At 32.9% G+C, this 13,319-nt stretch carries 10 protein-coding genes; 8 read left to right on the top strand and 2 right to left on the bottom strand.

What is annotated here, in order from left to right; translation table 11 throughout:
- Window positions 1-40 precede the first annotated feature (40 nt).
- The 6 genes from L1276_RS16115 to L1276_RS16090 all read left to right on the top strand — a co-directional run bounded on the left by L1276_RS16115 (window position 41) and on the right by L1276_RS16090 (window position 11,108).
- Window positions 41-2,323 (top strand): ABC transporter substrate-binding protein, encoded by a 2,283-nt coding sequence (locus L1276_RS16115; protein WP_253789502.1) that lies wholly within the window; start codon window positions 41-43, stop codon window positions 2,321-2,323.
- Between the two features lie 90 nt (window positions 2,324-2,413).
- Window positions 2,414-3,127, top strand: coding sequence for a DNA repair protein RecO (recO, locus tag L1276_RS16110; RefSeq protein WP_253789500.1), 714 nt, complete (start codon window positions 2,414-2,416; stop codon window positions 3,125-3,127).
- A 121-nt stretch (window positions 3,128-3,248) separates the two neighbouring features.
- Window positions 3,249-5,141, top strand: coding sequence for a PQQ-binding-like beta-propeller repeat protein (locus tag L1276_RS16105; protein ID WP_253789498.1), 1,893 nt, complete (start codon window positions 3,249-3,251; stop codon window positions 5,139-5,141).
- A gap of 56 nt (window positions 5,142-5,197) precedes the next feature.
- Window positions 5,198-7,117: an Atg14 domain-containing protein gene (locus L1276_RS16100; protein WP_253789496.1), complete on the top strand. Its 1,920-nt coding sequence runs from the start codon at window positions 5,198-5,200 to the stop codon at window positions 7,115-7,117.
- Between the two features lie 201 nt (window positions 7,118-7,318).
- Window positions 7,319-10,720: an isoleucine--tRNA ligase gene (gene ileS, locus L1276_RS16095; RefSeq protein ID WP_253789494.1), complete on the top strand. Its 3,402-nt coding sequence runs from the start codon at window positions 7,319-7,321 to the stop codon at window positions 10,718-10,720.
- Window positions 10,721-10,727: 7 nt separating this feature from the next.
- The gene (locus L1276_RS16090) at window positions 10,728-11,108 is read left to right on the top strand and encodes a TraR/DksA C4-type zinc finger protein (protein WP_110307084.1); all 381 of its coding nucleotides are present in this window, start codon (window positions 10,728-10,730) and stop codon (window positions 11,106-11,108) included.
- 237 nt (window positions 11,109-11,345) lie between these two features.
- On the opposite strand, the gene L1276_RS16085 is transcribed toward L1276_RS16090, so the two are convergent.
- Together L1276_RS16085 and L1276_RS16080 are read right to left on the bottom strand one after the other, a co-directional pair.
- The gene (locus tag L1276_RS16085; protein WP_253789492.1) at window positions 11,346-11,726 is read right to left on the bottom strand and encodes a hypothetical protein; all 381 of its coding nucleotides are present in this window, start codon (window positions 11,724-11,726) and stop codon (window positions 11,346-11,348) included.
- A gap of 35 nt (window positions 11,727-11,761) precedes the next feature.
- Window positions 11,762-12,118 (bottom strand): roadblock/LC7 domain-containing protein, encoded by a 357-nt coding sequence (locus tag L1276_RS16080; protein ID WP_253789490.1) that lies wholly within the window; start codon window positions 12,116-12,118, stop codon window positions 11,762-11,764.
- Window positions 12,119-12,298: 180 nt separating this feature from the next.
- On the opposite strand from L1276_RS16080, the gene L1276_RS16075 reads away from it, so the two are divergent.
- Both L1276_RS16075 and L1276_RS16070 read left to right on the top strand, forming a co-directional pair.
- Complete coding sequence (locus L1276_RS16075) at window positions 12,299-12,505, top strand: hypothetical protein (RefSeq protein WP_253789488.1); 207 nt, start codon at window positions 12,299-12,301, stop codon at window positions 12,503-12,505.
- A 120-nt stretch (window positions 12,506-12,625) separates the two neighbouring features.
- On the top strand, window positions 12,626-13,222 hold the full coding sequence (locus L1276_RS16070) for a lipoprotein signal peptidase (RefSeq protein ID WP_253789485.1): 597 nt from the start codon (window positions 12,626-12,628) through the stop codon (window positions 13,220-13,222).
- Window positions 13,223-13,319 lie beyond the last annotated feature (97 nt).

Genomic DNA, 13,319 nt, shown 5'->3' with positions numbered 1-13,319 from the left:
TTCCGTTTGTACTATATTTGTTCATCTGAATAAATTAAAAATGGTGAGAAGATATCTATACATTTTATTTTTCTTTTTGTTTCAATTTGGCTTTGCCCAAAGTCAATTGTCATGGCAGGGTTATTTTTCGTTTAACGAAATAAAAGATATTTCAGAATCTCCAACAGCCGTTTTTGCAGCTTCAGAAAATGCGTTGTTTTCTAAAAATGCTTCAACAAATGTTTTAAAAACAACTACAACGGTTAACGGACTTTCGGGACAGACAATATCCGCAGTTTATTATAGTGAGACTTTTAAGAAAACGATTGTAGGTTATGAAAACGGTCTGTTGATTGTAATTAATGAAACAGATGGCAGTGTAATAAAAAAAGTCGACATCATTAATAAACAATTACCGGCAAGCATTAAAAAGATAAATCACTTATTAGAGCAAAATGGTTTATTGTATGTTTCTTGTGATTTTGGAATTGTACAGTTTAATTTATCTACATTACAATTTGGCGACACTTATTTTATTGGCGATAATGGAGCAGAAATTAGTGTAAAACAAACTGCTTTTTTTAACGGATTTATTTTTGCTGCGACTTCAAGCGGTATTCGAAGAGCCAGTATTACAAATCCAAATTTAATTGACTTTAGTCAGTGGGCAGTTGTGAATTCAGGAGATTGGTTTAATATTAGTGCTTTAGATACAGAATTGATTGCAATAAACTCAAGCGGTAATATTCACCGTTATAATTCAAATAGTTTTGTTGGATTTTTGCAATTACCGCAAGCTTCTGTTGATATGCGTGTGGTTAATCATAATTTGTTTGTTACGACTTCCAACACCGTTTATATTTATAACAATCAAATGGTTTTAAACCGTCAGATTGTAAACACGCAGATTCCTGAGGCAAATTTGACTTTTTCTTGCGCTTCGGCAGTAGGTGATATAATTTTTATCGGCACTAAAGAAAAAGGTTTGTTTTCTTCCGCACTTTCGGGAGTAAGTACATTTGAAAATAGTACTCCGGATGGACCATTACGTAATAATATTTTTTCAATTGATGTTGCTTCAAATTCACTCTGGGCAGTCTATGGAGATTATGATCTTTATTATAATCCTTATCCCTTGGATAGTTATGGTATAAGTAAACTTAGTAACTCAAGATGGTTAAATGTTGCATATTCAGAAGTTTATGATGCAAAGTCGATTTCCCGTATTATTGTTAACCCAAATAATGAAAAGCAGGTTTATGCAAGCTCTTTTTTCTCTGGATTACTGCGAATAGAAAATGATGTTCCTAATTATTTGTTTAATGAAAAGAACAGTAGTTTAGAGTCCATCACTTTTGAAGGGCCAAATTATATTGATGTTCGTGTAAACGGAACTGCTTTTGATAAATCAGGGAATCTCTGGATTACAAACAGTAGAGTCAAAAACGGTTTGAAAGTTTTAAAAACAAACGGAGATTGGCTGAGTTATGCAACAAGTACAATTTTAAATGATGCCGAAAGTGATAACTACGCCAACATTGTTATCGATAAAAATAATATAAAATGGATATCTACTTATAAAGACGGAGTAATTGCTTTTAGTGAAAACGGAAATGTTTTTAAGAAAATAACAATGGGAACCGATAATGGAAATCTGCCAACGGCAGATGTTAGATCTGTTGCGATTGATACTAAAAATCAACTTTGGATTGGAACTACAAAAGGTTTAAGAGTTTTGTCAAATGTAAGCAGCTTTCAATCGGATAGTCAGCTAAAAGCAAATCCAATTATTATAATGGATGATAATCTGGCGCAGGAACTAATGTACGAACAGTTCATCACTTCTATTGTTGTCGATGGAGCCAATAATAAATGGATTGGTACTGCAGATTCGGGAATATTTATGGTTTCTCCAAATGGCCAGGAAACGAAATATCATTTTACGATTAATAATTCACCTTTACCAAGTAATACGATAAACGATATAAAAATTAACAGCGTTTCAGGAGAAGTTTTTATTGTTACTAATAAAGGAATGATTTCATTTAAAGGAATAGCAACTGGAGCTAATGAAGATTTGAGTAATGTATATGTATATCCAAATCCGGTTAGACCAACCTATTCAGGAACTGTAAAAATTGCAGGTTTGATTGATAAGGCTAATATCAAAATTACAGATATCGAGGGCAATTTAGTTCATGAAACAACTTCTGAAGGCGGAACAATCGAATGGGACACAACTGCCTTTGGAAGGTATAAAGTTGCATCAGGGGTTTACATGATTTTTATTTCGGCACAAGACGGCGGCGAAACAAAGGTCAAGAAGGTTATGATAATTCGATAATTTTTAATCTCAGTTTTCGGTCTCAGTCAGTTTTTAGTTTTGGGTTAAAAAAAAATCTAAAATCTAAAATTTAAAATCTAAAATTAAATTTTGCAAGTCAAAACCAAAGCCATAGTAATTTCATCTTTAAAATTTCAGGAAAAAAGCCTGATTGTAAAATGTTTTACGCTTTCAAACGGCTTAAAATCTTATTTTGTACGAGATGCTTTCTCGAGTAGAAAAGCGAGTCAGAAAATTGCTTATTTTCAACCATTGTCTATTTTAGAAATAGAAGCCGTTCATAAAAACAAAGGAACTTTAGAAAACTTCAAAGAAATAAAAACAGCAGTTCCTTTTCAGACTATTCATACTGATATATTTAAAAGCACCATTGTAATGTTTCTTTCAGAAATGCTTCATTATTCAATTCAGGAAGAAGAAAAAAACGAACCGCTTTTTGTTTTTTTAGAAACGGCATTAACATGGCTGGATCATCATGATGAAATTTCCAACTTTCATTTGATCTTACTTTTAGAAATTACAAAATATCTTGGTTTTTATCCCGATGTTTCCGAAATAGATTTACCTTATTTCGAAATGAAGGAAGGGATTTTTACGCCGTTTCATACTTCCACAGCTCTTTCTGAGCATGAAACTAATTTGTTTAAAAAACTGATTGACCTGCGATTAGATAATAACGATAAAATTTTTCATGTTGTTGAAAGACAAATACTTCTTAGAATAATGATTGACTTTTATAGTGCTCATTTAGAAGGTTTTAAGAGGCCTAAATCATTAGACATCCTCAAAGAAATTTTTTCGTAAATCAGACTTCTATTTTTATATATTTGCTCAGTAAATTTTTACTAAAACAGATAGCTTTTTATCGTTTTAAATAAAAAATGAAATTCTCATTTATACACATAACCCAATTAAAAAAACGACCATGAAGAAAATTACTTTTTCGATTATTTTACTTCTGGCGGTTACCATTTCGGCAGTTTCCCAAAGGAAATATGATGAAATCGTTACCACAGAAAATGCTGTCCAGGATTTGGTCCAAAATGGCCTTACTGGAATTGTTGTCTTTAAAGAAGGCGGAACAATTAAAGGTTTAGATCCAGAAACAAAAAAAATTGTATGGACTTTAACTAAAGATGATTTTGGAGCTATATCTGCAGGAGATATTTTAAGTGATCCTGATTTTGGAAAAGTTTTTAAAGAGAAAAGTGCTTTAACCACAGTTCCTGGAAGCCCTTATGTTGAGGCTTATATCAACAGCAAATACATTATCATTAATACAGATAGTGGAAAAATAGTTTACAATTCATCAAAAGAATCTTTCTGGGTAACACAATCTGACTTTATTCCTGAAACAGATGAATATTTACTTACTTTGAAAAAAGATGGTGATATGGCAATTGCTTTGTTGGACATGAAAACAGGGGAATTGAAATGGAATACAACGGTAGATAAAGCAAAATCATTGTTTAGCTTTTCTTTCAAAGAATCGGCAAACACAAATACTGCTACAGTACATGGATCAGTGATTTACTATTTATTGTATGGTAAATTATATTCATTTGACAGAAATTCAGGAAAATTAAACTGGAAAGGTGAAGAAGATTACTCAAAATTCTTCTTAACTCAAAACGACAAAAATATTGTTGTAGTAAATAACGCTGGAACTTTTTCTTCAAAACAATATTTAAATGTATTGAACACTGAAACAGGAAAAAGTATCTGGAAAGAATCTATTAAAACTAAAAGAGTTGTTTATCTGGAAGACTGGGGAACAAAATTATTAGTAGCTCACTATAGCGGTTTTAATTTTTATGATTTGACTTCTGGAGAAAAAATCTGGAAAAAAGATGCTCGTGGAGACGGATTGAAAAGAGTTATTCCAATCGATAAGGATTTCTTATACGTAGCTGAAAACGAAATGATGTTAATCAATAAAGACGGAGAAAAACTTTGGAAAAAATTCATCGAAATATCTGATGACAAAGAAGACCCAATTTATTACTTAGGAAAAGTAGGAGAAAAAGTTATGTACCTTACTGGAACTTACGGAAACATGGTTGATTACAAATCAGGAGTTAAACTTTGGAAACGTAATATCAATTTTGATAAAAACCGTCCTGTATTGCCAACTTACGACGAAGCAACAAACTCTTACTTAGTTTATAATGATGAAAAATTATACAAATTTGATCCAAGTATCAACGATAAGCCAGAGCCATTTGCAAAAGTAAACATCAAAAAAGAAAAAGAACTTAACAGCATAGAATTATTTCCATGGGGAGTTGTGCTTTCTGGACCAGTTGAGGTAATGGGAGTTAATATGGACGGAACAATAAAATACCATCATATTTATACGCAGCCAGGAGAAGGAACAAGACGCCTTCTTAAAAGTGCTGCAATTGTTGGAAGTATCGGTTTAGGTGTTGGTTCTGCGGTTAGTGATGTAAAAGGTATTACAACTACAATGTCATATCGTGATTCTGACGGAAATATGAAAGTTGGGCCTAACTTTGCTGCTGACGGACACAATTTTAAACAAGCTGGTAACTATGCAGCAGGATCAGCTGCATTAGATATGGTTGCGGCTAAGTTTGGTTCCCGATTTAATGCAATGAAACAAAACAAAGATTATTCTTATATTTTTGCTAAAGCAGATACAGGAGAAAAAATACTTGTAAAAGTAAACAAAGCTGATGGAGTTGAATTAGATAAAATTATTTTCAATAATAATCACCCAGTTTATGAAATAGATCCAGCTACACAAAACATTTTTTATGTGTCTGATAAATCTATTCAGATTTTTAATAAAAAATAAGATAACTAAAAACATAAAGCCATCAGGATTTGTTTCTGATGGCTTTTTTTTTGCCTATGAAAAAAACATTACTCTTAATAGCTTTGCTTGTAATTGGTTCAATTCAGGCACAAGAAAAAATAAGCTCCAGGAAAAAGAAATTTTACATTCCTGTAATTAACTATTCAGAATTTCCGGTTCTTGATAATGTATTAACGCAGACCACTTTTTATCAAATGGATAAGCAATTAATACAAGAAGAACCTATATTGAAGAAAAATTATTTTAATATAGAAGGATTTATTAAAGATCCTGCAAACGGAAAGCTTAAAATTTATTTGACCATCGAGTTGCCGCAGTATCAAGCAACTAAAATTGATAGTGTATTCGATAAAAAGAAAAATGGCTGGAAGTTTCAGGCGTTTTCTAATTATAGTGTAAAGATAAAAATGGAAGCGAAGTGTGCAGATAAGCTTTTGTTATCTAAAGATTTCAATACCGTAGAATCATTTTTAATCGCTGGCGGTTATCAAAAGGACAATATGAAAGCTGCGATAGATATCAATAATAAAAAAATTGCAGAAGCAGAGAGAGATGGTAACTTTACAGTTGCTGAGCTGGGATTAGATGCAGTAATTTATAGTTCTGTTCATGCTATACAAAACTATCTTAATTATAAATTAAAATATACTATAGACGAATCTAAAATAAAGTTTGAATTTGTAACTACAAAAGGACATTCTGAATACAATCAGATGCTGGCATTTGAGAACGAAATTACGGCTCAGATGGAAAAAGTTACTCTTGAAAAAGGTTTAGACGAAAAGACATTAACGCCGCATTTACAGTATTTGGAAAGTTTATTGGTAAAATACCCGCCTTCTCCTGCAAACGAAAACATCCGATTCATAGTAACAAATAATTTAGCAGAAACTTATTTTTTACTTGAAAATAAAGAAAAAGCCTTATTATATGCTAATTTGCTTATTGAGAATGATAAGCAGGATTCAAGAGGATCTTCGATCGTTAAAAAAGTAAATAATGGTTTTTTTGTCGATAAAAAAATAAGAAGCCATACCACACGTTTTGCTGATCTTCAAAAATTAGGTCTTAAAATTGCAGAAGAAAAAGAAGAAAAGAGATTAGCTTTTTTTGAAAAAATTCAACAACAGGATGCTGAATGGGAAAGCGAAAAATTACGTCGTGAAACTTATTTAGAAAAAGCCAAAACACAAAGATTTAATTTGCTGGATTCTATTCCGTATCAGTTAAATGCCAATTTGCTGGCAAAAGTTGTAGATAATTTAGGAGGAAGCCAGGCTTTGAAAAAAATTGAAAAAGCACATCTTTTATCTAAACTTTCTATCGAAGGAACTAATATTCCTCAAACAGAAGAAAAATGGGCAACACCATCTAATTATCTTCTAAAGAAAAAAATGCCCGAAGCTTATTATGAAATTATAAACGGAGCAGAAGCATGGAGTCATGATGACCGCGAAACAGGTGTAACGGCAAAATGGAATAAACTGTCAGCATATGACCATAGTAATTTATCGAAGAATGTTGATTTAATAAACTTTCTTACAGATTTAAGGCTGGATTTATGGAATAATCTTGAAGTTTTACAAGATGAAATGTACGAAGGAAGATTGTGTTATCATTTGAATTATTTCGAAAAAACATTGAGTTCAGGAAACAGAACTATTCCTAAAACGGATTATCATGTTTTTATCGACAAAGAAAATTATAATATAGTTTCTACCGAGAAAACAGAATTTGATAATGGAAATAAGAGTTTTTTCGAAAGAAAACTTTTTGGAGATTATCGTCCGGTTGCGGCATTAAATTCTGGAAAAATTCCGCATAAAATTAATTATGAAATTGAAGATTTTAACGGCGAAACCCTTTATCAGGAAAACCGAGAGAAGATAGAAGTAAACCCTGTTTTTGGAAATAGAATTTTCATGAAAGAAGTTTATTTCGGCGGATTTAAATAGAACAAAGCTTTATAATACGCTATTTTTAGAATTGGCTGCTTTTTGATTTATGAACTCAGAAAATGAGAATAATATCAGAAAGTAACCAATTCTTCTGTTTTTGTATCTATTATCTCAACAAAAGTTTGTGAAATTTAAAGAAATTCGTGGACAATAGTTCAAAATTCCTTACTTTCGCACCTCGTTTAAGAAAAGGATAAAATGAGTACAAAATTTACTGAATACAAAGGACTTGACTTGCCAACTGTAGCTGCTGAAGTTCTTGATTTTTGGAAGAAAGAAAATATATTTGAAAAGAGTGTAACAACTCGCGAAGGTGCTGAGCCTTTCGTATTTTTTGAAGGTCCGCCTTCAGCAAACGGATTACCAGGAATTCACCACGTAATGGCGCGTGCAATTAAAGATATTTTTTGCAGATATAAAACTCAAAAAGGTTTTCAGGTAAAAAGAAAAGCCGGTTGGGATACTCACGGTTTACCTGTAGAATTGGGTACTGAAAAAGAATTAGGAATTACAAAAGAAGATATTGGCAAAACGATTTCTATCGAAGAATATAACGAAGCGTGTAAAAAAACCGTTATGCGTTATACCGACGTGTGGAATGATTTGACCGAAAAAATGGGATATTGGGTAGATATGGAAGATCCATATGTAACTTATAAACCAAAATACATGGAATCGGTCTGGTGGCTTTTGAAACAAATCTATGATAAAGGTTTGTTGTACAAAGGTTACACGATTCAGCCGTATTCTCCAAAAGCAGGAACAGGATTATCTTCTCACGAAGTAAATCAGCCTGGAGCTTATCGTGATGTTACAGATACTACAATTGTAGCGCAATTCAAGACTTTACCAGAAACGCTTCCGAGCTTTTTACAAGGTTTTGGAGATATTCACATTTTAGCTTGGACGACAACGCCTTGGACGCTTCCATCGAATACCGCTTTGACAGTTGGACCAAAAATCGATTATGTTTTAGTAAAAACATTCAATCAGTATACTTTTGAGCCAATCAATGTTGTTTTGGCTAAAAACTTAGTTGGAAAACAATTCGGAAAAGGATTTTTCTTAAGCGAAGATGACGCTGATTTTGACAATGTGAAAAACGGCGACAAGAAACTTCCATACAAAATCTTAACCGAAGCAAAAGGAGCAGATTTAGTAGAAATCCGTTACGAACAATTATTGCCATATGTATTGCCATATCAAAATGCAGAAAATGCATTTAGAGTAATCGCTGGAGATTTCGTTACCACAGAAGACGGAACAGGAATCGTACATACAGCCCCAACTTTTGGTGCAGATGATGCTAAAGTAGCAAAAGAAGCAAAACCAGAAGTTCCGCCAATGTTAGTATTGGATGAAGAAGGAAATGCAGTTCCATTAGTAGATTTACAAGGAAAATTCACTTCTCATGTAGGTGATTTGGCTGGTAAATATGTTAAAAACGAATATTACGATGCAGGACAAGCGCCAGAGAAATCTGTGGATGTTGAAATCGCTATTCGTCTTAAAGAAGAAAATAAAGCTTTTAAAGTTGAAAAATACGTGCACAGTTATCCACATAGCTGGAGAACCGACGAGCCGTTATTATACTATCCCCTAGATTCATGGTTCATCAAAGTAACCGATGTAAAAGATAGAATGTTCGACCTGAACGAAACTATCAATTGGAAACCTAAATCTACTGGTGAAGGACGTTTTGGAAATTGGCTTAAAAATGCCAACGACTGGAACTTATCTCGTTCTAGATATTGGGGAATTCCGTTGCCAATTTGGAGAACTGAAGACAAAAAAGAAGAAGTTCTGATTGGTTCTGTTGAAGAATTATACAATGCGATCGAGAAATCTATCGAAGCTGGTTTTCAAAAAGAAAACCCATTTAAAGGTTTCGAAATTGGAAACATGTCTGAATCAAATTATGATTTAATTGATTTACACAAGAATGTAGTTGATCAAATTACTTTAGTTTCGGCTTCAGGCCAGCCAATGAAACGCGAAAGTGATTTAATTGATGTTTGGTTCGATTCTGGAGCAATGCCGTATGCACAATGGCATTATCCTTTTGAAAACCAAGATAAAATTGACGGGAATAAAGACTTCCCTGCAAATTTCATTGCAGAAGGAGTAGATCAAACTCGTGGATGGTTTTATACTTTACATGCTATCGGAACTTTGGTTTTTGATAAAGTAGCGTATAAAAACGTAGTTTCAAACGGTTTGGTTTTAGATAAAAATGGAATTAAAATGTCTAAGAGTAAAGGAAATACGATAGACCCGTTTAAAACCATTGCAGAATTTGGTCCTGATGCCACACGCTGGTATATGATTATGAATGCAAATCCTTGGGATAACTTAAAGTTTGACCTTGAAGGAATTGCTGAGGTTCGTCGTAAATTCTTCGGAACGCTTTACAATACGTATTCTTTCTTCTCGTTATATGCAAACATCGACGGATTTAAATATGCTGAAGCTGAAATTCCGTTAAACGAAAGGCCGGAAATCGATCAGTGGATTATTTCTGAGTTGAATACTTTAGTAAAGTTTGTTGACGAATGTTATGAAGATTATGAGCCAACAAAAGCGACAAGAGCTATTTCTGAATTTGTTCAGGAAAACTTAAGTAATTGGTACGTTCGTTTGTGCCGTCGTCGTTTCTGGAAAGGAGAATATGCCAAAGATAAAATCGCAGCTTACCAAACGCTTTATACTTGCTTGTTAACAATCAGCAAATTAAGCGCTCCAGTTGCTCCTTTTTTCATGGATAAATTGTACAGAGATTTAACAGCTTCTACGGGAACCGAGGATTTTGCTAGTGTTCACTTGGCAGAATTTCCAAAATTTGTCGAAAACTTTGTTAATAAAACGTTGGAAAGCAAAATGCAGAAGGCGCAGACGATCTCGTCTTTGGTGTTATCGCTTCGTGCAAAAGAAAAAATAAAAGTACGTCAACCTTTGCAAAAGGTAATGATTCCGGTACTTGACGAGAATGAAAGAGCAGAAATTGAAGCGATTTCTGACTTGGTAAAAGCCGAAGTAAACGTGAAGGAAATTGAACTTTTAGATGATGCTTCTGGTATTTTAGTGAAGCAGATTAAGCCTAATTTTAAAGCTCTTGGACCTCGTTTTGGAAAAGATATGGGCTTGATTTCTAGGGAAATACAAGGTTTTTCTGCGGATCAGATTAATCAGTTGGATAAGCAGGGGACGTTAGATATTGTTATTTCTGGAAATAATGTAACTTTATCACTAGAAGACGTCGAAATAACATCACAGGATATTGAAGGATGGCTGGTTGCAAATTCAAACGGAATTACGGTCGCGCTTGACATTACAATATCTGAAGAATTAAAAAATGAAGGAATTGCGAGAGAGTTAGTAAACAGAATTCAGAATATCCGTAAAGATTCAGGATTTGAAGTTACTGATAAAATTAAAGTTCAAATAAAAAGACATGGTAATTTAGAAGAAGCCATTTCGAAAAATGAAGACTATATTAAGTCTGAAACGCTGACAGACGACTTGGTTTTTGTAGACGCTTTAGAAAACGGCACAGAAATTGAGTTTGATGATATTAAAACAATGATATTAATTTCAAAATAATTATAAAATGATAGATGAAATTACAAGATACTCTGACGCAGATTTAGCAGAGTTCAAAGAGATAATCCAGGCAAAAATAAAAAAAGCGCAAGAGGATCTTGATTTAATCAAGAGTGCGTATATGAATGATTTAAATAACGGAACAGATGATACATCTCCAACTTTCAAAGCTTTTGAAGAAGGAAGTGAAACAATGTCTAAAGAAGCAAACTCTCAGTTGGCTATCAGACAAGAAAAGTTTATCCGTGATTTAAAAAACGCGCTTTTCCGTGTAGAAAATAAAACGTACGGTATTTGCAAAGTAACAGGTAAATTGATCGGCAAAGAAAGGCTTAAAATCGTTCCTCATGCAACAATGAGTATTGAAGCTAAAAATTTGCAGAGATAATAAAATAGTATTTGAAACAAACGCTCCTTTTAGGGGCGTTTTTTGTTTAATATTTTTAATGTTTTCGCATGAAGTATGATTTTGCTTTTTTGAAAGAAATCAGCTATAAACAATAAAAGGTAAGTACAAAAAGCAGAGGTGCTTTTTGTAAGAAGAGATAAATGGTCGAAATGCAAAGTGAAAAAAATATTTTAATTAGAACTGTCTTATTATGGACAGTTCTAATTAAAATGAAAATTAAGCAAGATTTTTTTCTAAATCAGCTTTGTGTTTTCTTAAAACTGCTCTTGTCATTCCAAGATTTGCCTTGCTTGCATCTGCAGCAAGATAAATCATGAATTTTTTGTTTGGCGAAATGTCAATAATGTGAATTTGGTTTGAAAGTGTAATCAAAATATCTTCGATGTCCTGATTTAAATTCAAAGCTTTTACCGCATTTAATTTTGCTTTTACTACTTCCAGATTATAAGCAGCGGCAAGTTCAGGGTCAAAAGCCGGGTCAATTGTTATGTTGCCAAAGCTTAATCCTGATTCAATTTCTGTTACAGCAACAGCAATAAAGCCGTTTACGTTAGTTTTCATTTCATTTAAAAACACGTTTAAAAAATCGTTACTCATAGTTCTTGGGGTTTTGTGTGGTTAATAGATGTATGTTATTTTAATAGGGAATTTTTGCTAAGCTCTGCAGATAATTCATCGGTAGAGTGCATTAATAAGCCAAGGTTGCTTCCTTCTTTTGAAAAAACAATTACGAAGTTAGAACCGCTTATTTTATTTCCGACGACAACCCCATCGGAACTTTTTAAGTAAAGTTGTTTTAAAGAGCCTTTTTCCAGATCAAGTAAAAATTTCTCGCTCATTGATAAAATAGCTGCGCTCATTGCGGCAATACTGTCGCCGTAGTCCAGGTTTAAGGAAGTGATTAGTTTTCCTTTTCCATTTAAAATTAAAGCTGCGCTGGCTTTAGTGTCGACCAAGAATTTGTTTAGAATAGTAGTTATTTCATTCATACTTTTGTAAGGTTTGGGGAAATGTTAAAATTAGTTCGTTTTTGGCAATGTATTATAGGTCGTAGTTGTGATTTGTCCTAAACAAGTGTTAATTTTTATTAACAAATATAAATTAAATTATGTATTATTGTAAAACCAAATCGTTAAATATTTTATTTTTTTACTTAAAAAACTTACACAATGGCTAAAGTATTGAAATTCAAAGATGTGAATTCTGACGTCGAGCACAGATTAAAGGAATTCGAAAAATTACGTGTTAAATTTAAAGCCGAGGTTAAAAAGGCAGAAGCGAAGAGGGCTGCAGCCGGAAAACCAAGTAAAGGTATTTTTAAATCCATATCAGATTTCTTTACAGACAGCCCGGCAAATACCGCTGCAAAAAAATAGATTTAATTGTAAATGCATAGTGAGATGCTTGTATTTAGTTTTATTACAAAACAATTAACGTTCCTTATGGAGCGTTTTTTTTGATTTAATTATTACTTTTGCGCATCAAAAATTCATAAAATGTCATTACGAAAAGCGTATTTCCTTATATTTTTAGTTTTAATTGTTGATCAGCTTTCTAAAATCTATGTCAAAACAAATTTTGTTTTAGGTGAAGAAGTCGTAATTTTAGATTGGTTCAGAATTCATTTTATTGAAAATGAAGGAATGGCTTGGGGAACTAAAATACCTGGAGAATACGGTAAATTAATTTTGACTGTGTTCAGGATTTTTGCAGTATTTGGAATTGGATATTGGTTAGCCGATTCTGTTAGAAAACGTCATTCTACTTATTTGATAGTTTCTATTGCTTTAATTTTTGCAGGAGCAGCCGGTAATATTATTGACTCTGTTTTTTATGGAGTAATTTTTGACGACAGCACGCATAATTTGGCGACCATTTTTTCGCAGCAGCCCTATGGAACTTGGTTTCATGGTTTGGTGGTAGATATGTTTTATTTCCCTATTTGGGAGGGTGAGCTTCCATCTTGGCTTCCATTATTCGGGGGTAAACATTTTATGTTCTTCAATGCTATTTTTAATGTTGCCGATATGGCGATTTCAACCGGAGTCGGGATATTGTTGGTTTTTAACAAAAGAGCATTTCCAAAAAACTGATAAATTAGTTTAAAATATCAAATCCCAAATTCCAGCTATTTGAGGCATTCATTGCGCGCAGATATTGGAATTTGGGATTTTTCATTATTGGGGTTTG

This window comes from Flavobacterium sp. HSC-32F16, from assembly GCF_024171645.1.
GTDB lineage: Bacteria > Bacteroidota > Bacteroidia > Flavobacteriales > Flavobacteriaceae > Flavobacterium.
The sequence above is the reverse complement of the archived record's forward strand: the minus strand, read 5'-3'. Positions and strand labels throughout refer to the sequence as shown.

Bases quoted from the DNA above. Each gene is read 5' to 3' on its own strand.
- L1276_RS16115 (WP_253789502.1), top strand. From the start codon at position 41: ATGGTGAGAAGATATCTATACATTTTATTTTTCTTTTTGTTTCAATTT.
- L1276_RS16105 (WP_253789498.1), top strand. From the start codon at position 3,249: ATGAAGAAAATTACTTTTTCGATTATTTTACTTCTGGCGGTTACCATT.
- L1276_RS16100 (WP_253789496.1), top strand. From the start codon at position 5,198: ATGAAAAAAACATTACTCTTAATAGCTTTGCTTGTAATTGGTTCAATT.
- ileS (WP_253789494.1), top strand. From the start codon at position 7,319: ATGAGTACAAAATTTACTGAATACAAAGGACTTGACTTGCCAACTGTA.
- L1276_RS16090 (WP_110307084.1), top strand. From the start codon at position 10,728: ATGATAGATGAAATTACAAGATACTCTGACGCAGATTTAGCAGAGTTC.
- L1276_RS16085 (WP_253789492.1), bottom strand. From the start codon at position 11,726: ATGAGTAACGATTTTTTAAACGTGTTTTTAAATGAAATGAAAACTAAC.
- L1276_RS16080 (WP_253789490.1), bottom strand. From the start codon at position 12,118: ATGAATGAAATAACTACTATTCTAAACAAATTCTTGGTCGACACTAAA.
- L1276_RS16075 (WP_253789488.1), top strand. From the start codon at position 12,299: ATGGCTAAAGTATTGAAATTCAAAGATGTGAATTCTGACGTCGAGCAC.
- L1276_RS16070 (WP_253789485.1), top strand. From the start codon at position 12,626: ATGTCATTACGAAAAGCGTATTTCCTTATATTTTTAGTTTTAATTGTT.